Source organism: Sphingopyxis microcysteis (assembly GCF_012274265.1).
GTDB classification, from domain to species: domain Bacteria; phylum Pseudomonadota; class Alphaproteobacteria; order Sphingomonadales; family Sphingomonadaceae; genus Sphingopyxis; species Sphingopyxis microcysteis.
Map to the genome: position 1 here is coordinate 254,408 of NZ_JAANYY010000005.1, position 22,813 is coordinate 277,220.

At 66.6% G+C, this 22,813-nt stretch carries 19 protein-coding genes; 7 read left to right on the top strand and 12 right to left on the bottom strand.

The genetic code is table 11. The features are described from left to right. Nucleotides 1–17: 17 nt before the first annotated feature. Nucleotides 18–677 carry an adenylate kinase gene (locus tag G9408_RS15150; RefSeq protein ID WP_210423394.1) on the top strand — a complete coding sequence of 220 codons (660 nt, stop codon included), beginning with the start codon at nucleotides 18–20 and terminating at the stop codon, nucleotides 675–677. 47 nt (nucleotides 678–724) lie between these two features. Next, a complete protein-coding gene (locus tag G9408_RS15155; protein ID WP_168454771.1) occupies nucleotides 725–1,423 on the top strand; it encodes a hypothetical protein in 699 nt (232 codons plus the stop codon). Between the two features lie 130 nt (nucleotides 1,424–1,553). On the opposite strand, the gene G9408_RS15160 is transcribed toward G9408_RS15155, so the two are convergent. After that, entirely contained in the window at nucleotides 1,554–2,084 is a 531-nt protein-coding gene (locus G9408_RS15160; protein WP_168454772.1) for a YceD family protein, read from the bottom strand. Beyond that, entirely contained in the window at nucleotides 2,081–2,611 is a 531-nt protein-coding gene (locus G9408_RS15165; RefSeq protein WP_168454773.1) for a ubiquinol-cytochrome C chaperone family protein, read from the bottom strand. Before G9408_RS15165 ends, G9408_RS15160 begins: the two co-directional genes overlap by 4 nt. A gap of 183 nt (nucleotides 2,612–2,794) precedes the next feature. Between G9408_RS15165 and G9408_RS15170 the strand changes: the two genes are divergently transcribed. Continuing rightward, a complete protein-coding gene (locus G9408_RS15170; RefSeq protein WP_168454774.1) occupies nucleotides 2,795–3,280 on the top strand; it encodes an outer membrane protein assembly factor BamE in 486 nt (161 codons plus the stop codon). Nucleotides 3,281–3,389: 109 nt separating this feature from the next. On the opposite strand, the gene G9408_RS15175 is transcribed toward G9408_RS15170, so the two are convergent. Further along, nucleotides 3,390–5,654 (bottom strand): NADP-dependent malic enzyme, encoded by a 2,265-nt coding sequence (locus G9408_RS15175; RefSeq protein WP_168454775.1) that lies wholly within the window; start codon nucleotides 5,652–5,654, stop codon nucleotides 3,390–3,392. A gap of 290 nt (nucleotides 5,655–5,944) precedes the next feature. On the opposite strand from G9408_RS15175, the gene mutS reads away from it, so the two are divergent. Together mutS and G9408_RS15185 are read left to right on the top strand one after the other, a co-directional pair. Beyond that, nucleotides 5,945–8,608 (top strand): DNA mismatch repair protein MutS, encoded by a 2,664-nt coding sequence (gene mutS, locus G9408_RS15180; RefSeq protein ID WP_168454776.1) that lies wholly within the window; start codon nucleotides 5,945–5,947, stop codon nucleotides 8,606–8,608. Then, nucleotides 8,605–11,364, top strand: a complete 2,760-nt coding sequence (locus G9408_RS15185) for a [protein-PII] uridylyltransferase (RefSeq protein WP_168454777.1) — start codon at nucleotides 8,605–8,607, stop codon at nucleotides 11,362–11,364. Before mutS ends, G9408_RS15185 begins: the two co-directional genes overlap by 4 nt. On the opposite strand, the gene G9408_RS15190 is transcribed toward G9408_RS15185, so the two are convergent. The 9 genes from G9408_RS15190 to G9408_RS15230 all read right to left on the bottom strand — a co-directional run bounded on the left by G9408_RS15190 (nucleotide 11,361) and on the right by G9408_RS15230 (nucleotide 20,378). After that, a complete protein-coding gene (locus G9408_RS15190) occupies nucleotides 11,361–11,912 on the bottom strand; it encodes a methylated-DNA--[protein]-cysteine S-methyltransferase (protein WP_168454778.1) in 552 nt (183 codons plus the stop codon). The two genes, G9408_RS15185 and G9408_RS15190, sit on opposite strands and share 4 nt — an antisense overlap. 191 nt (nucleotides 11,913–12,103) lie before the next feature. Beyond that, on the bottom strand, nucleotides 12,104–14,491 hold the full coding sequence (gene pheT, locus G9408_RS15195; RefSeq protein ID WP_168454779.1) for a phenylalanine--tRNA ligase subunit beta: 2,388 nt from the start codon (nucleotides 14,489–14,491) through the stop codon (nucleotides 12,104–12,106). Then, nucleotides 14,488–15,582 (bottom strand): phenylalanine--tRNA ligase subunit alpha, encoded by a 1,095-nt coding sequence (pheS, locus tag G9408_RS15200; RefSeq protein ID WP_168454940.1) that lies wholly within the window; start codon nucleotides 15,580–15,582, stop codon nucleotides 14,488–14,490. Before pheS ends, pheT begins: the two co-directional genes overlap by 4 nt. Nucleotides 15,583–15,662: 80 nt before the next feature. Continuing rightward, a complete protein-coding gene (locus G9408_RS15205; RefSeq protein WP_168454780.1) occupies nucleotides 15,663–16,565 on the bottom strand; it encodes a helix-turn-helix domain-containing protein in 903 nt (300 codons plus the stop codon). A gap of 515 nt (nucleotides 16,566–17,080) precedes the next feature. Beyond that, a complete protein-coding gene (gene rplT, locus G9408_RS15210) occupies nucleotides 17,081–17,446 on the bottom strand; it encodes a 50S ribosomal protein L20 (RefSeq protein WP_120217721.1) in 366 nt (121 codons plus the stop codon). 13 nt (nucleotides 17,447–17,459) lie between these two features. After that, entirely contained in the window at nucleotides 17,460–17,663 is a 204-nt protein-coding gene (rpmI, locus tag G9408_RS15215; RefSeq protein WP_120217722.1) for a 50S ribosomal protein L35, read from the bottom strand. A 137-nt stretch (nucleotides 17,664–17,800) separates the two neighbouring features. Beyond that, nucleotides 17,801–18,583, bottom strand: a complete 783-nt coding sequence (hisN, locus tag G9408_RS15220) for a histidinol-phosphatase (protein WP_168454781.1) — start codon at nucleotides 18,581–18,583, stop codon at nucleotides 17,801–17,803. Between the two features lie 4 nt (nucleotides 18,584–18,587). Beyond that, nucleotides 18,588–19,523: a ribose-phosphate pyrophosphokinase gene (locus G9408_RS15225; RefSeq protein WP_120217724.1), complete on the bottom strand. Its 936-nt coding sequence runs from the start codon at nucleotides 19,521–19,523 to the stop codon at nucleotides 18,588–18,590. A 72-nt stretch (nucleotides 19,524–19,595) separates the two neighbouring features. Next, nucleotides 19,596–20,378 (bottom strand): LytTR family DNA-binding domain-containing protein, encoded by a 783-nt coding sequence (locus G9408_RS15230; protein WP_168454782.1) that lies wholly within the window; start codon nucleotides 20,376–20,378, stop codon nucleotides 19,596–19,598. A 144-nt stretch (nucleotides 20,379–20,522) separates the two neighbouring features. On the opposite strand from G9408_RS15230, the gene G9408_RS15235 reads away from it, so the two are divergent. Both G9408_RS15235 and G9408_RS15240 read left to right on the top strand, forming a co-directional pair. Further along, nucleotides 20,523–21,023 (top strand): DUF2306 domain-containing protein, encoded by a 501-nt coding sequence (locus G9408_RS15235; RefSeq protein ID WP_168454783.1) that lies wholly within the window; start codon nucleotides 20,523–20,525, stop codon nucleotides 21,021–21,023. 39 nt (nucleotides 21,024–21,062) lie between these two features. Then, a complete protein-coding gene (locus tag G9408_RS15240; protein ID WP_168454784.1) occupies nucleotides 21,063–22,730 on the top strand; it encodes an NAD+ synthase in 1,668 nt (555 codons plus the stop codon). Nucleotides 22,731–22,813 lie beyond the last annotated feature (83 nt).

Sequence of the window (22,813 nt, forward strand, 5' to 3'; positions counted from 1 at the left end):
AGGCAACAGGGGCTTCCATGACGCTGAATATCATTTTGCTCGGTCCGCCGGGAGCGGGCAAGGGAACGCAGGCGGTGCGGCTCGAGGACGAGCATGGCATGGTTCAGCTGTCGACCGGCGACATGCTGCGCGCGGCGGTCAAGGCGGGAACCCCGATCGGCGTCCAGGCCAAGGCGGTGATGGACGCGGGCGAGCTGGTGTCGGACGAAATCGTTTCGGGGCTGATCGGTGAACGGCTCGACGCGCTCGGCAATGAAACCTCGGTGATCTTCGACGGCTACCCGCGCACCGCGGCGCAGGCCGACGCGCTCGATACGATCCTCAGCGATCGCGGCCGCAAGCTCGATCATGTCATCGAGTTGCTGGTCGAGGAAGACGCGCTCGTCGATCGCATCACCGGACGCTTTTCGTGCGGCAATTGCGGCGCCGGCTATCACGACCGTTACAAGCTCCCCAAGGTGGAGAATGTTTGCGACGTTTGCGGCAGCCACGACTTCAAGCGCCGCCCCGACGACAATGAAGAAACCGTGCGCACCCGCATGGCCGAATATCGCGCCAAGACCGCACCGATCCTGCCGATCTACGAAGCGCGCGGCATCGTGACGCGGGTCGACGGGATGGCGCCGATCGATCAGGTCAACGACGCGATCGAGGCGATCCTCGCCCCTGCTGGCTAGTCAGCTCCCTCGGCGCCGGTTATTGAGGCACCAAGGGGGACAGGCTGATGGCAATTTCCGGATATTTCGCAGGCGCCACGATGATTGCGGCGCTCATTCTCGCGCCCGCCGCGACCGCCAAAGTCGTCGATCAAAGCGACGCCGGTTTCACCGTCGCGCATACCGCGCAGGTCGCCGCGACCCCCGCCGACGTGTGGAAAATGCTGCGGATGCCGCAAAACTGGTGGTCGAAGGACCATAGCTGGTCGGGCGATGCCGCGAACTTCTGGCTCGATTCGCAGGCGGGCGGCTGCTTCTGTGAAAAATTGCCCGACACCGGCGCCGGGGTTGGCAGCGTCCAGCATGCGCGCGTGCTGTTTTCGAAACCCGGCCAGCTGCTCCGCCTGTCGGGCGCCTTCGGTCCGCTGCAGGGCGAAGCGCTGAACGGCACGTTGACGATCCAGATCAAGGCCACCCCCACCGGCAGCGCGCTGCGTTTCGACTATGTCGTCGGCGGCTATATGCGCTTCAAGGTCGCCGACATCGCGCCCGCGGTCGACAAGGTGATCGGCGAACAATTGATCGGACTCGCGAATGCGCTCGGCGGCGCGCTGCCACCGAGCCGCGAGGAAAAGGCCGCTGCGGCCGAAGCGGCTGCCAAGCCCGCCACCGAAACCCCGCCCGCCGAGAATGAGCCGGGGCTCGACGCCGCGGTCGCCGATCTGGTCGAGGAGACGCCGAAGGCCGAGCCCGAAGGCGGGCGCTAAGCGCCGACGACAAAATATGATCCGTTCGCCCTGAGCTTGTCGAAGGGCCGCCCTTTCTTCTGGCGTCGTAAGTAGAACGACGGTGCTTCGACAAGCTCAGCACGAACGGTTTGAGAGGAACGCGTTGCCGCTAACCGTCAGGTTTCCCGCGCAGCCGGGCCAGCGCCGCAAACGGTCCCGCCGCCTCTTCGCTCAGCACGCCCTTCTCCGCCAGAATCCGGTCGGCGTCGGGGTGCCGGGGAAAGGGATCGAGCGCCAGCGACAGCGTCTGCACCGCGGCCTCGCCCAGGTCGATGCGATCGCCTTCGAGCGGCAGCAGATCGCAATCCTCGCTGCTGATCTCAATCTCTTCCTCGGCGTCGACCGGCGCGTCGATATCGCGCAGGAAACGCAGATCGAACGGTTCGTCCACCGCCGCCGGAACGGGCAGCCCGGTCGCGGCGCACGACTGGACGATGGTCGCGCGCGCCGCCCCCTTGGCGCCGATCCCGCCCGCAACGGACCGGATTTCGGCGGTGAGAGAAAAATGATCGACCGCGATCAACCCCAGTCGCTTTGCGATTCGCGCGCGCGCCTCGGGATCGGCTTCGACCGCCACGGCGCGCCCCTGCGCCGCATCGGCCAGCGTCAGGATCAGCGAAAATTCGCTCGCCGCGCTCACGCCGGCGCTCCGCCCAGCCGGTCCGCGACGATTAGTTCGGCCACCGGGGTTGCCGCCAACGCCGCGCGCAGCTTGGCGACTTCGGCCATCACATGCGCCAGCCCGGCCGCATCGGGCGCGCTACCGCGCCACAGATTGCGGACCAGCGCGGCGCGGAGCTCCTCCGACCCGTCGGCGGCGCGATAGACGCCCAATCGCCCGCCCAGCGCCCCGACCATGCGGCCGATCTGCTTGCCGACCACCATGTCGCCGAACCCGATCTGGCGCATCTGGCCGTCCATGTCGGTGACGAACAATTCGGTCAGTTCGACCCCGGCGCGCGCCTGTGCGGGATCGTCGTCGATCCGGTGGAGGACGAGCGCGAGGACCAGGCTGACCATGTCGAAACGCCCGTCGAGCGTGTCTGGGACCAGACCCTCAGCATACCAGTGCGGCGCGCGCGCGGCGGCGACGACGGCGTTCCACAGCGGGCGACGCGCCTCGCGCGGGTCGGGCTGCGAACGAAAGAGATTGCGAAGCGAAAACATGCCCACCGCTTAGGCGCAATTCGTGCCGCCGAAAAGGGGCGCCGGTCCGCCGCACCGGTCAGCTTCTGGCAAGCTTCGCCGCGCCACAAGCAGCTTGTGCGCCGCATCTGCTTGCGGTTAAGAGGCGCGAGAGCGAGCGCCGACCGCTGGCAAAGGCCGCGACAGGCGCAACGGAGATTATAGATGCCGAATTTCAAGCTTTCGTCTGCCGCTCCGCGCGCGCGCCTGATCGTCCTTGGACTTGCCGTCGTGCTGACCGCCAGCGGTTGCGCGCAGCTCAAGGGTCGGCAGGGCTATGTCGTCGATCCGCTGCTGACCACCGCGATCACCCCCGGCGTCGATAACCGCGAATCGGTCGAAAAGACGCTCGGCCGTCCGACCTTCGTCGGCCAGTTCAGCGACAATGAATATTATTATGTCTCGCGCGAAACGCGCCAGCTCGCCTTCGCCAAGCCGCGCCCGGTCGACCAGCAGGTGCTGCGCGTCCGCTTCGACGCCGCGGGCAATGTCGCCGCGGTCGACCGCACCGGACTGGAATTGGTGAGCAAGATCAGCCCCGAAGGCGACAAGACGCCGACGCTGGGCCGCGAGCGTAGCTTCTTCGAAGATATTTTCGGCAATATCGGTGCCGTCGGTGCACCGGGCGCGGGGGCGCCCAGCGGTCAGTAGCATTTGGAAATAGGTTCGAGCCGTCGCCCCCGCGAAGGCGGGGGCCGCTGGCGGCCTCGCGCTACCCCGATAACGGCCCCCGCCTTCGCGGGGGCGACGCGCCCTTATACTACTGCGCGATCCCGCCCGCCGCCAGCACCGCGAGCGTGACCAGGTCCGACGCGGTCGACGCCATCGTCGCGACCTGCACCGGATTTTCCATGCCTATCAGCATCGGGCCGATCACCGCGCCGCCGCCGAGCTCGCGCAGCAGCTTTGCCGACAGGTTTGCTGATTGCAGCCCAGGCATGACCAGCACATTCGCGGGTCCCGACAGGCGGCAGAAGGGGTAATTTTTCATCACCTTGGCGTTCAGCGCGACGTCGGGCGCCATTTCGCCTTCATATTCGAACGCCGGTTGGCGTCGGTCGAGGATCGCCACCGCCTCGCGAATATTCTCGAGCCAGCTCCCCTCAGGGTTGCCGAAGGTCGAATAGGACAGGAAAGCGACGCGCGGTTCGTGGCCCATGCGCCGCGCGACCTGCGCGGTGCGCTCGGCGATGTCGGCGAGCATTTCGGCCGACGGTCGCTCGTTGACCGTCGTGTCGGCCATGAAGATCGTGTGATGCTGGTCGACGAGCACATGGATACCGAACGGCGTCTTGCCCTCGGCATGGTCGATCACGCGCCGGATTTCGCGCATCGACTGCGAATAGGTACGCGTCGTTCCCGTGATCATCGCATCGCCGAGCCCCATTTTGAGCAGCAGCGAGCCAAAGATATTGCGGTCGCGGTTGACCATGCGCTCGACGTCGCGGCGCAAATATCCGCGGCGCTGGAGCCGCTCGTACAGCATGTCGACCATCGCCGGCACATGCGGCGAATTGACACTGTTGTGCACTTCAAAGCTCTCGGCATCGGCGACCCCCATCGCGCGGAGCTTGTCGTGCAGCCCTTCGCGCCCGACGAGCACCGGAATGCCATAGCCGCCGTCGCGGAACTGGATCGCCGCGCGCAGCACCGTCTCTTCCTCGCCCTCGGCAAAGACGACGCGCTTCGGATTGTTCCGCGCCGCCTCATAGGCGAGCGTCAGCACCGAGGTCGTCGGGTTGAGCCGTGCGCGCAGGGAGGTACGATAGGCGTCGAGATCGGCGATCGGCCGCTGCGCGACCCCGGTATCCATCGCCGCCTTGGCGACCGCAGCAGGCACGATTTCCATCAGCCGCGGATCGAAGGGCGAGGGGATGATATATTCGGGGCCAAAGCTCGACGCGCGCCCGCCATAGGCCGCAGCGACTTCCTCGGGCACCTGCTGGCGCGCGAGGTCGGCAATGGCGTATGCAGCCGCGATCTTCATCTCCTCGTTGATCGCGGTCGCATGGACGTCGAGCGCGCCGCGGAAGATGAAGGGGAAGCACAGCACATTGTTGACCTGGTTCGGATAGTCCGACCGCCCCGTCGCGATGATCGCATCGGGCCGTGCCGCGCGGGCGTCAGGCGGCGAGATTTCGGGGTCGGGGTTCGCCATTGCAAAGATGATCGGTGCGGGCGCCATGTCCTTGACCATCGCGGGCTTCAGCGCGCCCGCCGCCGACAGGCCCAGGAACACATCGGCGCCGACCAGCGCCTCCGTCAGGTCGCGCGCTTCGGTCGGCACCGCATGCGCCGATTTCCACTGGTCCATGCCGTCGGTGCGGCCCTGATAGATAGTGCCCTTGCGGTCGCACATGATGACATTTTCGTGCCTTACGCCCATCGCCTTGATCAGCGCGGTGCAGGCGATCGCCGCGGCGCCCGCGCCGTTGACGACGACCTTCACCGTCGAAAGGTCGCGCCCGGTCAGGTAACAGGCGTTGATCAGCCCCGCCGCGGTGATGATCGCGGTGCCGTGCTGGTCGTCGTGGAACACGGGGATGTTCATGCGCTCTTTCAGCGCGGCTTCGATGATGAAGCAGTTGGGCGCGGCAATATCTTCCAGGTTGATGCCGCCAAAGCTCGGCGCGAGCAGCTCGACCGCCTCGATGAAGCGCTGCGGATCTTCGGTGTCGACCTCGAGATCGATCGAATCGACGTCGGCAAACCGCTTGAACAGCACCGCCTTGCCTTCCATCACCGGCTTCGAGGCGAGCGCGCCAAGGTTGCCGAGCCCGAGGATCGCGGTTCCGTTGGAGATCACCGCGACCAGATTGCCCTTGATCGTATAATCATAGGCGGTCGCCGGATCTTCGGCGATCGCCTTCACCGGAACCGCGACGCCCGGCGAATAGGCCAGGCTCAGGTCGCGCTGCGTCGCCATCGGCTTCGATGCGACGATCTCGATTTTCCCGGGGCGTCCATATTCGTGGTAAAGCAACGCCTCGCGGTCCGAAAACTGCACCTTGCTGCCGCTGTCCATCGCTGTTCCCCTTGGTTGAATTTGCCAGACGCGCGCCCGAGCCCATTCCCTAACGTCACCGGCGGCGATTGTAACCGGCAATGTTTTCGAGCGAGCCCGGTCGTCGCCCCCGCGAAGGCGGGGGCCGCTGTCGGTTTACGCAGATGCGCCGCAATAGGGCGCTAGCGGCCCCCGCCTTCGCGGGGGCGACGGTTGATTATGCCGTCCGCTTCCTAACCCATATCGGCCCGTTCCGCCCGCACCCGCTACCCCGACCTTGCCTTGCGTCCCCCAATCACTAAGCAGGGCGCATGCCCGCCACTGCCCGATCCGCTGCCAATTCCAACCAAGCCGCGCCCGCCGCGACGCCGATGATGGCGCAATATTGGTCGCTGAAGGACAAGGCGGGCGACTGCCTGCTCTTTTATCGCATGGGCGATTTTTTCGAACTCTTCTTTGACGATGCCAAGGCGGCGGCGGCGACGCTCGACATCGCGCTCACGTCGCGCGGCGAACATGGCGGACAGCCTGTGCCGATGTGCGGCGTGCCCGTCCATGCCGCCGAATCCTATCTCGCGCGGCTGATCCGCGCCGGCCACCGCGTCGCGATCGCCGAACAGGTCGAAACCCCGGCGGAGGCGAAAGCGCGCGGCGGGTCGAAGGCGCTCGTGGCGCGCGACATCGTGCGGTTCGTGACGGCGGGAACGCTGACCGAGGAAAGCCTGCTCGAAGGGCGCAGCGCCAACCGGCTCGCCGCGCTCGCCGAGGTCGGTACCGACGGCGAGGTCGCGATTGCCGCCGCCGACATTTCGACCGGGCGGTTCGAGGTCGTCGCGGTCGCGCGGCAGGCGGTCGACGCCGAACTCGCGCGGCTCGCGCCGTCCGAACTGCTGCTCAGCGAGAGCGCGGGCGACCTGCCGGTCTCGTCGGCGCGCCAGATCGTGCGGCGACCATCGTCGGACTTTGCAAGCACGGGCGCGCAGAAACGGCTCGAGGCCTTTTTCGGCGTCCAGACGCTCGACGGTTTCGGCGCGTTTTCGCGCGGCGAGGTCGCGGCGATGGGTGCGCTTGTCGCCTATCTCGACCATGTCGGCACCGGATCGCCGACCTTTCTCCAGCCGCCGCTGCGGCACCTTGCGTCGGGGCGCATGGCGATCGACGCGGCGACGCGCGAAAGCCTCGAACTCGTCCGCACGATGACAGGGACGCGCGACGGCAGCCTGCTCGGCACGATCGATCGCACGGTGACCGCGGCTGGCGCGCGGCTGCTCGCCGACGATCTGGCGAGCCCGCTCACCGACAAGGCGGCGATCCTCGACCGGCTCGACCTTGTCGATGCGCTCGCGCGCGATGCGCTCTGGCGCGGCGAACTGCGTGCGGCGCTGCGCGCGCTTCCCGATGCCGGTCGTGCGCTCGGGCGCCTCGTCGCCGGACGCGGCGGTCCGCGCGACTTGGCGCAGCTGCGCGATGCGCTCGGCGGCGCGCGGCTGCTCCGCGAACGCCTCGCGCGCCGCGCCGACCTGCCGCCTTTGCTCGCGCGCCTGCTCCCCGGGCTGGACGGGCATGGCGCGCTCGTCGACGAACTGACGCGCGCGCTCATCGAAACCCCGCCGGTCGATGCCGCGCAGGGCGGCTATGTCGCCGAGGGGTACGACCATGCGCTCGACGCCTTGCGCGAAACCGCGCGCGACGGGCGCAAGGCGATTGCCGCGCTCGAGGCCGATTATCGCGACCGCACCGGCATCGCGTCGCTGAAGATCCGCCACAATGGCGTGCTCGGCTATCATGTCGAGGTGCCCGCGAAGCATGCCGACGCGCTGATGGCCCCCGAATCGGGCTTCACCCATCGCCAGACGCTCGCGGGGGTGGTGCGCTTCAACTCGTCCGATCTCCACGAAGCCGCGAGCCGCGTCACGCAGGCGGGCGTCCACGCCGTCGCCGCCGAGGCCGCGCATCTCGAAGCCCTGACCGATGCCGCGATCGCGCGGCGCGAGGCGATCGCCGCGTCGTGCGACGTGCTCGCGCGCGTCGACGTCGCTGCGGCGCTCGCCGACCATGCGATGAGCCATAATTGGTGCCGCCCCGACCTTGCCGACACGCCGTGCCTCGACGTCACCGGCGGGCGCCATCCGGTCGTCGAAGCCGCGCTTGCCAAATCGGGCGAACGCTTCGTCCCCAACGACGTGTCGCTGACGGAGAACGACCGCCTCTGGCTCGTGACCGGCCCGAACATGGGCGGTAAATCGACCTTCCTCCGCCAAAATGCGCTGATCGTCGTGCTCGCGCAGGCGGGCGGTTTTGTTCCCGCCGCGGCGGCGAGGCTCGGGCTCGTTGATCGCCTGTTCAGCCGCGTCGGTGCGAGCGACAATCTGGCGCGCGGGCGCTCGACCTTCATGGTTGAAATGGTCGAGACCGCGGCGATCCTCGCACAGGCGACCCCGCAAAGCTTTGTGATCCTCGACGAGGTCGGGCGCGGCACCTCGACCTATGACGGGCTCGCGCTCGCCTGGTCGGTGGTCGAGGCGGTGCACGAGGTCAACCGGTGCCGCTGCCTCTTCGCCACCCACTATCACGAGCTCACGCGGCTCGCCGAAACGCTGAACGCGCTGTCGCTCCACCATGTCCGCGCGCGCGAATGGCAGGGCGATCTGGTGCTGCTCCACGAGGTCGCCGACGGCCCCGCCGACCGCAGCTATGGCCTCGCGGTCGCGCGGCTCGCGGGGGTCTCACCAAAGGTCGTGAAGCGCGCCGAAGCGGTGCTCGCCAAGCTTGAGGCGGGGCGCGAGGCGACCGGCGGGCTCGCCGCGGGGCTCGACGATTTGCCGCTGTTCGCCGCAACCCTCGCCGAAGCGCCCGCCGCGGCAAAGGATGCGCTGCGCGAGGCGCTTAGCTGCATCGACCCCGACGCGCTCGCCCCGCGCGAGGCGCTCGACGCGCTCTATACGCTCAAACGCCTGATGGCCGACGAGGCATGAGCAATTTGTTCGACAATCTCGACCAGCGCCGCGCGATCATCGATCGCCGCGCGCTTGCGGGTCGGCTCGACGAGATCGCCGCCGAAACCAGCGATGCAGGCGCGCGCCGCCGCGCGATGGTCGCGCTGCTCAAGGATGCGCTCGAGGCGGGCCGGGCAGAGGTCGAACGCCGCCTGCGCGAACGTCCCTCGGCGGGGCGCGTCGCGGCGCAGGCGACCGCCTTCCTGATCGACCAGATCGTCCGCCTCAGCCATGATTTCACCATCCAGCATCTTTACCCCGCGAACAACCGCTCGGCGGGCGAGCGCATCACCCTGATCGCAGTCGGCGGCTATGGCCGCGGCGAAATGGCGCCGCACAGCGACATCGACATCGGCTTCCTTACCCCATTTAAGCAGACGAGCTGGACCGAACAGGTGATCGAGGCGCAGCTTTACACGCTGTGGGATCTGGGGTTGAAGGTCGGCCATTCGAGCCGCTCATTGGACGAGATGGTGCGCGCCGCCAAGGACGACCTCACCATCCGCACCGCTTTGCTCGAAGGCCGCTTCATCTGGGGCGACCGCGAGCTTTACGACCAGGCGTCGGTGCGCTTCGATGCCGAAGTCGTCGCGGGCAATGCGCGCGCCTTCGTTGCCGAAAAGCTCGCCGAGCGCGACGAGCGCCACAAAAGGATGGGTGATTCGCGTTATGTCGTCGAACCCAATGTGAAGGAGGGCAAGGGCGGCCTGCGCGACCTTCACACGCTATTCTGGATCGGCAAGTTCATCCACCGCGTGCGCACCGTTCCCGAGCTCGTTGACGCGGGGCTGCTCAGCGCGCGCGAGCTGCGCCAGTTCGAGCGCGCCGAAAATTTCCTGCTCGCGGTCCGCTGCCACCTCCACACGCTCGCCGGGCGCGCCGAGGACCGGCTGACCTTTGATTTCCAGCCCGAAATTGCGCGGCGGATGCACTTTGCTGACCGCCCTGGCAAAAGCGCGGTCGAGCGGTTCATGCAGCTCTATTTCCTCCACGCCAAAAGCGTCGGCGACGTTACCGGTACCTTCCTCGCGCATCTCGATGAACAGCTCGCGGCGCGCGGGCGGCGCTTCCTGCCGACGATCCGGCGGCGGCCGGGCAAGCTCAACGGCTTCGTTCTCGACCGCGGACGACTCGCGCTGCCGTCGGATGATTTTTTTCAGGCCGACCCCGTCCGGCTGGTCGAGATTTTCGCGCTCGCCGACAAGCACGGCCTCGAAATCCATCCGCAGGCGATGCGGCAGGCGCGCCATGATGCGAAGCTGATCGAGACGCAGGGGGTGCGCCGCAACGCGCGCGCCAACGCGCTGTTCCTCGACGTGCTGACGTCTCCGCGCGATCCCGAAACGGTGCTGCGCTGGATGAACGAGGCGGGGGTGTTCGGCCGTTTCGTGCCCGATTTTGGCCGCGTCGTCGCGCAGATGCAGTTCGACATGTATCACCACTATACGGTCGATGAACATACGATCCGCGCGATCGGCCTGCTCGCCGACATCGAACAGGGGCGGCTGGGGGACGATCATCCGCTCTCGACCGCGATCATGGGGCAGATCCATTCGCGCCGCACCGTTTATGTCGCGGTGCTGCTCCACGACATCGCCAAGGGGCGTGGCGGCGACCATAGCGTGCTCGGCGCCGAGCTCGCGCTGCGCGTCTGCCCACGGCTGGGGCTGAGCGAGGCCGAGACCGAAACCGTGTCGTGGCTCGTGCGCTACCACCTGCTGATGTCGGCGACCGCATTCAAGCGCGACCTCGCCGATTTCAAGACGATCCTCGACTTCGCGGGACAGGTGCAAAGCCCCGAACGCCTGCGCCTGCTTCTCGTGCTTACCGTGGTCGATATTCGCGCCGTCGGCCCCGGCGTGTGGAACAGCTGGAAACGGCAGTTGCTCACCGAACTTTATGACGCGGCGGAGGAGGTGCTGCGCCTCGGCCACAAGCAAAAGGGCCGCGAACAACGCATTGCCAGCAAGAAGGAAGCCGTCGCGGCGCAGTTCGGTTTCGACCAGAAAAGCTTCGAAAAGGTCGCGAAGCGGCTGCCTGAAAGCTACTGGATCGCCGAGCCGATCGAAGTCATCGCCGCAAACCTTGTCCATATCCGGCAGGCGGGCGATGCGCCGCTGCACATCGCCGCAGTCCCCGACGACGATCGCGGCGCGACCTTGGTGATGGTGCTCGCCGCCGACCATCCGGGGCTCTTTTACCGTATCGCGGGGGGCATCCATCTGGCGGGCGGCAACATCATCGATGCGCGCATCCACACGACGCGCGACGGCCTCGCGCTCGACAATTTCCTCGTCCAGGATCCGATCGGCCGCCCGTTCGACGAGCCGGGGCAGATCGGCCGCCTGACGCGGGCGATCGAGGACGCGCTCGCCAACCGCCAGAAACTGCTCCCCAAACTCGAAGCGCGCGCACTGCCGCGCACCCGCGCCGAAGCGTTCCGTATCGCGCCGAGCGTCTTCGTCGACAACAAGGCGTCGAACCGCTTCACCGTGATCGAGGTCAATGCGCAGGACCGCCCCGCGCTGCTCAACCAGCTCGCCTATGCGCTGTTCCAGTCGAAGGTCACGGTGCACAGCGCGCATGTCGCGACCTATGGCGAACGCGCGGTCGATACCTTCTATGTCACCGACCTGATCGGCGACAAGATCGACAGCGCGGCGCGAGTGAAGACGCTGGAGAAACGGCTGCTGGAGGCGGCGGGGAGCGCGAGTGAGGAAGCGGTGGCGGCCTAGAAATCGAACCCCTGCTGGACCGGCGGAAGCCGCACGCCTTCGAGTTCGAGCATTCGTGCTTTCGACACCGAACCGCCCGGTGCCGAAAAGCCGCCGAGTGCGCCGCCCGCTGCCAGCACACGGTGGCACGGGATGATCAGTGGAACCGGATTGCTTGCCATCGCCTGCCCAACCGCGCGCGCCTGTTCGGGCCCGGTACCCAGCGCGCGTGCGACCGCGCCATAGCTCGTCGTTTCGCCCCAGCCGAGCGTGCGCACATGGTCATAGACGCGGGCGTAAAAGGGTGGCTGCTCGCTCGGATCGACCGCCACCGTGAAAAATTCGGTGCGTTCGCCGACAAAGTAACGGATCACGGCGTCAATTACCGCCGCGATTCCCGTCGACGGTTCGGCGCGAACCGCATCGGGCAGGCGCCGCTCGATCGACCGAATGGTTTCGGACGCGGTCGGCGCGGGCAGCCGCAACGCGGTGACGGCGGCGCCCGCCCAGCCGATCGCGGCGATCCCCGCCGCGGTTTCGAAAAGCTGATACTGGCTTGGCCCGGCCATGCGCGTTTCTCCGTCCTTACCGGAGATATAGGGCCGGACGGCGCCGAAGCCATAGCCACCGAAAAGGGCGGCCAGCCCAGCCGTTCTGAGGTGGTGAGCGGACCTTCCTTTATCCGTCATCCCGGCCTTCGCCGGGATGACGATCGTGCTATGACTGCAATCGCTTGTAACCCGACCGCTGCCTTACAGCCTCACCCCCGCAGCACCGCCCCGACCTTTGCCGCCGCTGCGACCACCTTGTCGGCGATCGCCTTCAGCTCGGCGTCGGTGAAGCTCTTGTCCACCGGCTGCAACTCGACCTCGACCGCCAAGCTCACCTGCCCCTCGGGCACGCCCTGCCCGACAAAGCGGTCGAACAGCCGTGCGCCGACGATCGCTGCCTTGTCGGCGCCGCGCACCGCGCGGACCAGCTCGGCGGCGGTCAGGCTCGTGGGCGCGAGGAAGGCGAAGTCGCGGCGCACCGCTTGCAGCGCCGGGGGCGTGAATGCGGCGCGCGCGGGACCGCTCGCGCGTTTTGCCGGGATCGCGTCCAGGAAAATCTGCACCGCCATCACCGGACCGTCGACGTCGAATGCGCGGGTCAGCGCGGGATGGAGCGCGCCGAACTCGGCGAGCACCGCCTTGGGACCGAGCCGCAGCGTCGCCGACTGGCCGGGGTGCCAGATGCTACCCTCGGCGACCGCTTCCATGACCTGCAACCGGTCGGCGGGCGCACCCGCGGCGTCGAGCAACGCCAGCGCCGCCGCCTTCGCGTCGAACGCGTCGAACGGAGCGGCCTTGCCCGCCTGCCAGCCGCGCGCACTTTTGTAGCCTGCCATCAGGATCGCCAGCGTCGGATGCTCGGCTTCGGAAAGGTAGCGGCGCCCGATCTCGAACAGGCGAATGCTGTCGGCACCGCGATTCTGGTTGCGCGCCGCCGCGGCGAGCAGGCCGGGCAGCAGCGACGGGCGCATGACCTTCAGATCTTCGCTGATCGGATTGGCAAGGCTCCACGCGCCGCCGCCGAAAGGCGCGGCTTCGGCTTCGCTGATGAACGACCAGGTCACCGCTTCATGGAAACCCGACGATGTCGCGGCACGGCGCAGGCGGCGTTCGGTCAGCTGTTCGGGGGTCGCGGTCGGTTTCGCGACGCCATCGGTGCGGGGCAGCGCGACCGACGCGATCGCGTCGAACCCGGTGATGCGCGTGACCTCCTCGACCACGTCGGGGGCGGCGTCCATGTCGCGGCGCCAGCTCGGTACCGCCACCTGCCAGCGGCCCCCCTGTTCGGTCACGCTGAAACCCAGCGCAGAGAGGATTTCCTGCTGCCGTTCGGGCGCGATCGCGATACCGCCGAGCGTCGCCGACAGCGCCGGGTCGTAATCGATCGTCCTCACCTCGGCGGGCGGGGTACCCGCGCGCGTCACCGTCGACGGCTGGCCGCCGCAGATATTGAGGATATGCTGCGTCACGATCGCGGTCGCATCATCGAGGAACGCGGGGTCGACCCCGCGCTCGAACCGGCTGCGGGCGTCGCTCGACAGGCCGAGCGCTTGCCCCGTGAGCGCGATGCGTTCGGGGGCGAAATAGGCGACCTCGATCAGCACCTCGGTCGTCGTCTCGCTGCACCCGCTATGCTCGCCGCCCATGATGCCCGCGATGTCGTGGACCTCATTGTCGTCGGCGATCACCGTCATCGTGTCGGTGAGCGTATAGTCCTTGCCGTTGAGCGCAGTGACCGTTTCGCCGTCCCGCGCGCGCCGCGCGACGAGCGCGCCCGAAAGCTTGGCGCGGTCATAGATATGGCTCGGGCGGCCGAGGTCGAACATCACATAGTTGCTGATGTCGACGAGCGCCGAGATCGAGCGCTGGCCGACCGCTTCCAACCGGCGGCGCATCCATTCGGGGGCGGTGCCGTTGGTGACGCCGCTGATCGTGCGGCCGAAGAAGGCGGGGCAGGCTTCTGGGTCGAGGGTCGCGATTTCGGTCGCGGGGGCGCCCTCACCGATGATCGTCGGGACGTCGAGCGGCTTCAGCGCGCCGAGCCCGGCGGCGGCAAGGTCGCGCGCGATGCCGCGCACGCCCATGCAGTCCTGCCGGTTGGGGGTGATCGAAATGTCGACCACCGGATCGCCCGCGCCGCTATAGTCGGCAAAGGGCGTCCCGATCGGCGCATCGGCGGGAAGTTCGATGATCCCGTCATGATCGTCGCCCAGTTCCAGCTCGCGCGACGAGCACATCATGCCGTTCGATTCGACCCCGCGCACCGCGGCGACTTTCAGTTCGATACCGTTCGCCGGCACGACCGCACCGGGCAGGCCGAGCACACCGATCATTCCCGCGCGCGCATTGGGCGCGCCGCACACGACGGTGAGCGGCGCGGCGCCGTCGCCGGTGTCGATGGTCAGTACCTGCAATTTATCGGCCTGCGGATGCTTTTCCGCGGTCAGCACTTTTGCGACGCGGAAACCGGCGAGTTTCTCGGCGGGATTTTCGACGCCTTCGACCTCGTGGCCGATACGGTTCAATGTCGCGACCACATCGTCGACGCCGTAGGTGCCGTCGAGATGCTCGCGGAGCCAGTCGAGGGTGATCTTCATGCCGAAATCCCCCCGCTAAGCGTGGGGACATTCAGCGCATTGAACCCATAGTGCGACAGCCACCTGAGGTCGCCGTCGAAGAAGGCGCGGAGGTCATCCATGCCATATTTGAGCATCGCCAGCCGGTCGACGCCGACGCCGAAGGCAAAGCCCTGCCATTCATCGGGGTCGAGCCCGCAATTGGCGATCACGCGGCGATTGACCATGCCGCTGCCGAGCAGCTCCATCCATGCATGGCCCTCGTCGTCGCCGTTGCCGCCGACGATCCGGCGCCCCTTTTCCTGTTTGTAACCGACATCGACCTCGGCTGACGGTTCGGTGAAGGGAAAATAGCTCGGGCGCAGCCGCAACACGATGTCGTCGCGTTCGAAATAGGCCTTCAGGAAAGTTTCGAGCGTCCATTTGAGATGCCCCATATGGATGCCGCGGTCGATGACGAGACCTTCGACCTGATGGAACATCGGCGTGTGTGTCGCGTCGCTGTCGCTGCGATAGACGCGGCCGGGGGCGATGATGCGGATCGGTGGTTCCTGCGTCATCATCGTGCGGATCTGCACCGGCGACGTATGCGTGCGCAGCAGCATCTTTTGCCCGTCGGCGTTCGCGTCGGGGAAATAAAAGGTGTCGTGCATCGCGCGCGCCGGATGCGTCTCGGGGATATTGAGCGCCGTGAAGTTGTGCCAGTCGTCCTCGATCTCGGGACCCGTCGCGACCGCAAAGCCCATGTCGGCAAAGATTTCGGCGAGTTCGTCCATCACCTGGCTGACCGGATGCACGCTGCCGCGCGGGGTGTCGGCGGCGGGGAGCGTCATGTCGATCGCTTCGGCGGCGAGTTTGACGTCGAGCGCCGCGGCGTCGAGCGCCGCCTTGCGGCTGGCAATCGCGGTGGTGACACTTTCGCGCAGGGCGTGGATCCGCGGCCCCTGCGCCTGTCGCTCTTCGGGGCTCATCCCCCCTAGCGTTTTCAGGAGCGCGGTGATGCTGCCCGCCTTGCCGAGCGCGGCGACGCGCAGCGCTTCGAGCGTGTCGAGGTCGCTCGCCGCATTTATGTCGTCCACCAGCCGGGCCTGAACGGCCTGAATATCACTCATCATCATTCGTCCTGCAGCGGCGACCAAAAGCCGCGCCGCCGCTTGCACCGAACGCAATGCGTGGGTCAAGCCCTGGGGGGTTATCCGCCGGGCTTGTGCAGCCCCTGTACCGGCGCGCCGATCGCTGCGGCGCGCGCCTTTGCGGCGGCGCCCAGGATCGGTTTGGGGCGCGCGGCATATTCGCGCGGGCTCATTCCCATGAACTTGGCAAAGTCGCGGGTGAATTGCGCCTGGTCATAATAATGATGATCCATCGTATCGATCCACGCCATCGACGGGTCGAGCATGAAGCGCGCCAGTGAGCGGAGAAAGCGCTGGCGGCGCAGCAGGAGCTTGGGCGAAAAGCCGAAGGCGCGATGGCTGAGGCGTTCGATCGAGCGTTCGGACAGCCCCAGCTTGGCCGACAGGTCGGCGACGGTCGACAGGTCGTCGTCAACAAGCGCGCGGTGCGCCGCGAGGATCGCGGGATCGTCGGGCGGGGCGTCACCCAACAAAGCGCAGAAATGGGCGTCGATCATGGCGGCGGCGGCATCGACATCATTCACCCCGCGCAACTTATTGCCCAGCGGCGCGAATGCGGCAAAGGCGGGGTGCGCGGCACCGTCGCAGAACTGGTCGGCCATTTCGTCGGCCGGCAGCGGGATGAGTTTTGCCCACCCCAGCGGCACGATGCCGATGCCCCAGACCCGCATATTGCCGACGGCGAAATAGGTGGCGGTGCTTGTCGGGCCGGTCGCGATAAAATGCGGCGTCGGGATCGCCGGGGCGCCGCCGACCGACGCCAACGGGACGTCGCCGTCGACAAAGCGCAAATTGGCCCATTCGGGGTGAAGATAGTCGTCGACGCGGGTCCCTGCGGGTACCGACACTTCGGTGAGATAGATGGTGCTGAGATAGGAGCGCAGCGCCGACGACACCGCGAAAAACCGGGTGGCGATTCGGACGTCGGACGGGGTGGCATCGGGCGTGCTGCGTTCGGGCATCGACATCCCTCTAACGAGCATTAACGACGAAAAACAACATTTTGACGCCATTCTCTGTCGGGTTTGTACAATTTTCTACGCCCCAACTTCTTCATAGTTGCGCCAATCATCCTTTGGAGGTGCTCTCCGACGGGCAAAAATTTGCAAACTTCGCCCGGCCGGCAGCTTTCTGCGACCCACGGCTTTTCGGAACGGGCGGGGGGGCGATGGTTTCCCACTGGAACCATTGTCGAAGCGGCGCGAGGCGAAAGCTTCGCGCCGCTTCTTCGTTCGGGGTGGGGCGAGTGGCCGCTTTGGGGGGGGATTCCCAGCCTTCCCTTATTCGTCATCCCGGCGAAGGCCGGGATCTCGCCGGTGCAGTAAACCGGTAGGGTGAGATCCCGGCCTTCGCCGGGATGACGATGGTGGTATGACCGCAATTGGCCGTCAGTCGACACCCCCGCCGCCCAGACGCTAACGAAAAAGGGCGGCCCCGCCGGGACCGCCCTTGTTTCGTGCCGTTCGGCCGAAAAGCGTCAGGCTGCCTTGGGCAGCGCCGCTTTCGCCTGGGCGATGATGGCGGTGAAGACCGCGCCTTCGTTCATCGCGAGGTCGGCCATGACCTTCCGGTCGAGTTCGATCCCGGCCAGCTTCACGCCGTGCATGAACTGCGAATAGGTCAAGCCTTCGGCGCGGACCGCGGCGTTGATGCGCTGGATCCACAGGCCGCGGAAGCTCCGCTTCTTAACCTTGCGGTCGCGATAAGCATATTGGCCGGCCTTTTCGACCGCCTGCTTGGCGATGCGGATCGTATTCTTGCGACGGCCATAATAGCCCTTCGCCTGCTCCAGAATCCGTTTGTGCTTGGCGTGCGTCGTCGTACCGCGTTTGATGCGTGACATGGTCTAGCGCTCCTTACTTCAGGCCGTAGGGCGCCCAGAGGCGCACATGGGCTGCGTCCGAATCGCTGAGCACGCTGGTGCCGCGGTTGGTACGGATATACTTCGCGTTATGCGAAATCAGGCGGTGGCGCTTGCCGGCGACGCCGTGCTTCACCTTGCCCGAGGCGGTGAATTTGAAGCGTTTCTTCACACCGCTCTTGGTCTTCATCTTGGGCATTTTGGTCTCCTTTTGAAGTCCGTTTGCGTATCGGCCTGGCAGCCCTTGTCGCCAGCCGGTACAATCGGAAGCGGCGCGCTTAGGGGGATTCGCGCGGAAATGCAAGCGTTGCGGGTGTCGCAGCGCCGGGCGTGCATTCAATGATGGCAGGCGAGGCCTTCGATCACATCCTCGAGTCGCGCCGGATCGCCAAGCGCGATGACATGCCCCGCACTGTCGGCGCTCAGCGGATCGCCGTTCCAGTCGCACATCGTCCCGCCCGCACCCTCGACGATCGGTGCCAGCGCGGCAAAGTCGTGCAGCTTGAGGCCAGCCTCGACCACCAGGTCGATATGCCCGCTCGCAAGCAGGCCATAATTATAGCAATCGCCGCCGAAGACCATGCGCTTGTGCGCGGTCTTGGCGGCGAGCGCCATGAAATGCTCGCCGTCATGATCGCTGAAATATTGCGGGCCGGTGGTCGCGAGCACCGCGTCGCCGAGGGTGCGGCAGCTTCGCGCCCGCGCTGGGTGGCCGTTGAACAAGGTCGGTTGTCCGGCCGCGCCGACCCAGCGTTCACCCGCGATTGGCTGGTCGATGATGCCCAGTACCGGCCAGCCATCCTGCAGCAGCGCGATCAGCGTACCAAAGATCGGGCGTCCGACCATGAAACTGACGGTGCCGTCGATCGGGTCGAGCACCCATTGCCGCGACGCTTCCGGGCGCTCCGTCCCATATTCCTCGCCGATGATCCCGTCGCGCGGCGCTTCGGCGTCGAGCAGGCGGCGCATCGCGGCTTCGGCGGCGCGGTCGGCCTCGGTCACCGGCGAGGCGTCGGGCTTGGCTTCGTGCGCCCAGGCCGAACGGAACAGCGGGCGGATCGCCGCGCCCGCCGCATCGGCGAGGCGATGGGCGAGGGCGATGTCGGATTCGAGCGTCATGCGATCAGTCGAACAGCGACGAAACGCTCGATTCGTCGGCGATGCGTTTGATCGCCTCGCCAAGCAGCGGGGCGACGGTCAGCGCGCGAACCTTCTTGCTGTCGTTGACCGCGTCGGTCGGCTGGATCGAGTCGGTGATGACGAGTTCGGTGAGCTCGCTCGCTTCGACGCGGGCGACCGCGCCGCCGGACAAGACGCCGTGGGTACAATAAGCAACGACGCCCTCGGCGCCCGCAGCCTTCAGCGCCCCGGCGGCGTTACACAAAGTGCCTGCCGAATCGACGATGTCGTCGATCAGGATGCAGAAGCGGCCCGAAACGTCGCCGATGATATTCATCACTTCGGATTCGCCGGCGCGTTCGCGGCGCTTGTCGACGATCGCCAGCGGCGCGTTGTCGAGCCGTTTGGCAAGCGCGCGGGCGCGGACCACGCCGCCAACGTCGGGCGACACGACCATCAGATTGCGGTCGCCAAAGCGCGCCTGGATGTCGGCGCTCATCACCGGCGCGGCGTAGAGATTGTCGGTCGGGATGTCGAAGAAGCCCTGGATCTGCCCGGCGTGCAGGTCGATCGCGAGCACGCGGTCGGCGCCCGAGGTGGTGATCAGATTGGCGACAAGCTTCGCCGAAATCGGCGTGCGCGGGCCGGGTTTGCGGTCCTGGCGGGCATAGCCGAAATAGGGGATGACCGCGGTGATGCGTTTCGCCGAGGCGCGGCGGAGCGCGTCGGTGATGATCAGCAGCTCCATCAGATTGTCGTTGGCCGGAAAATTGGTCGGCTGGACGATGAACACGTCCTGGCCGCGAACATTCTCATGGATCTCGACGAACACTTCCTCGTCGGCGAAGCGGCGCACGCTGGTGTCGGTCAGCGGCAGTTCCAGATAGTCCGCGATGGCGCGGGCGAGAGGCAGGTTGCTGTTGCCGGAGATCAGTTTCATGGGGTGCGCGGCCCTTTCGCGGCGGATAGGATTGCGCGCCCCTTAGCCAGCGGGGGGCGATAGGGGAAGTGCTTAAAGCCATCCCGCGGCGCGAAGCTGCGGCATCATGTCGCGCGATACCGGCACCTCCTGCCCGCCAGCTAGCGTCAGGATCGCGGCCCGTCCGTCACGGCGTACCGCGGTCACCCCGCCGCGCGCCACCCACCAACTGCGATGGACGCGCAGGCCGTCGGCATGGCCGAGCCGCTCGATGGCATCGCGCAGCCGCATCAGGATCAGCTCTTCGCGACCGTCGCCGATGACGCGGACATAATGATCCTCGCCTTTCAGAGCGCGCACTGGGCCGAAGCCGGGCGGGAGCGGCAATGTTGGCGCCGTCGGTTCAGCAGCGCCGCTGCCGGCATTCGCGGCGACAGGTTGCGGCGGCGGCGGAGCCACCGCGGCCGTCGTCGGTTCGGGATCGGCGGCGGGGCGGAAGAGCAGATACATTGCCGTGTGGATGATCACCCCGATCACAAGCACCTGCAGATAAATTGCGCCGAGCAGCGGCGACTGGAGCGCCTCGCCAACCGATGCGCGCCGCCAGAGCAGCATGACGAGCAGGGTCATCGGCATCGAACCGACGATCAGCCCCAGCGCGACGGTCACCGCATAAGGGATGCGCACCGCCTCGGCGAGCCAGCGTGCCACCGCGCCGAGGCCGCCGAAGATCGGATAACCGCAGAGGACCAGCAGCGGCCACAGGATGAGTCGCTGCACCAGCGGCAATTCGTAGCTGCCGAACGGGCCGATCAGCGCGAGGATGATCCCCGCGACGATCATCAGAAAGCTTTCGATCGCAATTTTCCGCGCCATGACGCCGGTCTGGCTGCCACTTGGCGCTTCGTCAATTGGCAGCTGCGCCGGATTCGCGAAGTTTTCGGCCCGACCGGCGAAGTCGCGATTGCCCGCCAATCGCGGTGCGGCATCTGCGGTGCATCGACCAGCAAGGACTATCCGATGACCACCCATGCCGCAGCCGCCTCGCCCATCCGCCGTTACACCCCCTTTATCCGCGCGGTCGCCCAGACTGCCGCGGTCACCGCCGCGGTACTGGCGCTGGGCTATCTGATGCGCGGACAGGGCGAATATCGCACCCCGGCTTGGGCGCTATGGATCCATCTCGGCACCGTGATCCCTGCGGTGCCGCTCGGCGCTTTCGTGCTGTGGGCGCCCAAGGGAACGCGCGGGCACAAGGCGGCGGGGCGCGTCTGGGCGCTGCTGATGCTGGTGACCGCGATCGACAGCTTCTGGCTGCGCGGGCTGACGGGCGGCATCGGTCCGATCCACATCTTTTCGGTGATCACCCTTTATTCGATTCCCATGGGCATCTGGCATGCGCGGCGCGGCAATATCATTGCGCACCAGCGCGCGATGCGCGGGGTTTATATCGGACTGATCGTTGCGGGCGCCTTTGCCATGATGCCGGGACGGTTCCTTCCCGATCTTCTGTTCGGCTGAGCATTGCAATCGCCGCCGCCGGGCGTATGGCTCGGCGGCATGACCGACGCCGTCCAAAAGCTCACCATCGTGATGGCCCAGATGACGCAGGCGGTCGGCGACCTTGCCGCCAATGCCGATGCGATGCGCAGCGTTCGGGCGCGCCACCCAGAGGCCGACCTGATCCTCTACCCCGAATTCCAGTTGATCGGTTATCCGCCCGAGGATCTGGTGCTGAAACCTGCGCTGGCCGAACGCGCCGCGACCCTGCTGGCCGAACTGGCGCTGGAAACCGGCGATGGCGGCCCGGCGATGCTGGTCGGGTCGGTCGAACGCGATGGGGCGGACCTTTATAACATCGTCGCGCTGCTTGATGGCGGCAAGATCGTCGCCACGCGGCGCAAGCACGAACTGCCCAATTACGGTACTTTCGACGAAAAGCGCATCTTTGTCTCCGGCCCGCTGCCCGACGTGGTTGATTGGCGCGGGATCAAGCTCGGGCTGCCGATCTGCGAGGACGGGTGGCTGCCGAAAGTTTGCCGGCATCTGGCCGACCAGGGCGCCGAACTGCTGATCTCGGTCAATGGCAGCCCCTATGAAATCGACAAGGACGAGCGGCGGCTGACGCAGGTCTTCGCCAGCCGCGTGGCCGAGACCGGGCTGCCGCTGATCTTCCTCAACCGCATTGGCGGGCAGGACGAGATTGTGTTCGACGGCTGCTCGTTCGTACTCAACGCCGATGGTACGACGGCACACCGGCTGACCGATTGGGAAGAGGAAGAACGGGAAACGTGTTGGACGAAGGATGGCGCCGGTTGGACCTGCGCCCCCGGTGCGATTGCCGAATGGGAGGCGCACCCCGCCGACATTTACAGCGCGATGATCGTGTCGCTGCGCGACTATGTGACACGCAACCGCTTTCCCGGCGTCGTGCTCGGGCTGTCGGGCGGGATCGATTCGGCGATCTGCGCCGCGATCGCCGCCGACGCGCTCGGCCCCGACAAAGTGTGGTGCGTAATGCTGCCGAGCCGCTTTACCAGCCAGGCGAGCCTCGACGATGCGGCGGGCTGTGCCGAATTGATCGGGTGCAAGCTCGACACCATTCCGATCGCGGCCGCGGTGGATGCGTTCGACACGATGCTGGCGGGCAGCTTTGCCGACCGCGAGGTCGATATTACCGAGGAGAATGTCCAGTCGCGTATCCGCGGCGTGACCCTGATGGCGCTGTCGAACAAATTTGGTCCGATGCTGCTGACCACGGGTAACAAGAGCGAGATGAGCGTCGGCTATGCGACGATCTATGGCGACATGGCGGGCGGCTATAATCCGCTCAAGGACGCTTATAAGATGACGGTGTTTGCGGTCGCCAAGTGGCGCAACGAGAATGTGCCGCGCCTGTCGCGCAATCCGGTCGCGCCGGTGATGCCGGAAACGATCATCACCAAGCCGCCAAGCGCCGAGCTGCGTCCCGACCAAAAGGACGAAGACAGCCTGCCGCCCTATCCCGATCTCGACCGCATGCTGCACATGCTGGTCGAAGAAGAGGCCAGCGTCGATGATGTCGTCGCGAAATATGGGTTCGACCGCGATGCGGTGGTGCGGATCGAACGCTTGCTGATGCTCGCCGAATATAAGCGGCGTCAGGCGCCGCCGGGGGTCAAGCTGTCGACGCGCAATTTCGGGCGCGACCGGCGTTATCCGATCACCCACGGTTTCCGCACCGGCTGACCCCCCATCGCCGATAACGGGCGGGTACCGGTACGCCTCCCCTCTTCGTTCCCTTGCCACTCGCCGCTAAGCTTGCGGATCGG

Coding starts and splice junctions, on each gene's coding strand:
- pheT (WP_168454779.1), bottom strand. CDS start 14,491: ATGAAGATCACCCTCGACTGGCTCCGCGAGCATCTCGACGGCACCTAC.
- G9408_RS15175 (WP_168454775.1), bottom strand. CDS start 5,654: ATGGACAGCGGCAGCAAGGTGCAGTTTTCGGACCGCGAGGCGTTGCTT.
- G9408_RS15150 (WP_210423394.1), top strand. CDS start 18: ATGACGCTGAATATCATTTTGCTCGGTCCGCCGGGAGCGGGCAAGGGA.
- G9408_RS15170 (WP_168454774.1), top strand. CDS start 2,795: ATGCCGAATTTCAAGCTTTCGTCTGCCGCTCCGCGCGCGCGCCTGATC.
- rplT (WP_120217721.1), bottom strand. CDS start 17,446: ATGTCACGCATCAAACGCGGTACGACGACGCACGCCAAGCACAAACGG.
- G9408_RS15205 (WP_168454780.1), bottom strand. CDS start 16,565: ATGCCCGAACGCAGCACGCCCGATGCCACCCCGTCCGACGTCCGAATC.
- G9408_RS15185 (WP_168454777.1), top strand. CDS start 8,605: ATGAGCAATTTGTTCGACAATCTCGACCAGCGCCGCGCGATCATCGAT.
- G9408_RS15240 (WP_168454784.1), top strand. CDS start 21,063: ATGACCGACGCCGTCCAAAAGCTCACCATCGTGATGGCCCAGATGACG.
- hisN (WP_168454781.1), bottom strand. CDS start 18,583: ATGACGCTCGAATCCGACATCGCCCTCGCCCATCGCCTCGCCGATGCG.
- mutS (WP_168454776.1), top strand. CDS start 5,945: ATGCCCGCCACTGCCCGATCCGCTGCCAATTCCAACCAAGCCGCGCCC.
- G9408_RS15235 (WP_168454783.1), top strand. CDS start 20,523: ATGACCACCCATGCCGCAGCCGCCTCGCCCATCCGCCGTTACACCCCC.
- G9408_RS15155 (WP_168454771.1), top strand. CDS start 725: ATGGCAATTTCCGGATATTTCGCAGGCGCCACGATGATTGCGGCGCTC.
- G9408_RS15230 (WP_168454782.1), bottom strand. CDS start 20,378: ATGGCGCGGAAAATTGCGATCGAAAGCTTTCTGATGATCGTCGCGGGG.
- G9408_RS15165 (WP_168454773.1), bottom strand. CDS start 2,611: ATGTTTTCGCTTCGCAATCTCTTTCGTTCGCAGCCCGACCCGCGCGAG.
- rpmI (WP_120217722.1), bottom strand. CDS start 17,663: ATGCCCAAGATGAAGACCAAGAGCGGTGTGAAGAAACGCTTCAAATTC.
- G9408_RS15225 (WP_120217724.1), bottom strand. CDS start 19,523: ATGAAACTGATCTCCGGCAACAGCAACCTGCCTCTCGCCCGCGCCATC.
- G9408_RS15190 (WP_168454778.1), bottom strand. CDS start 11,912: ATGGCCGGGCCAAGCCAGTATCAGCTTTTCGAAACCGCGGCGGGGATC.
- pheS (WP_168454940.1), bottom strand. CDS start 15,582: ATGAGTGATATTCAGGCCGTTCAGGCCCGGCTGGTGGACGACATAAAT.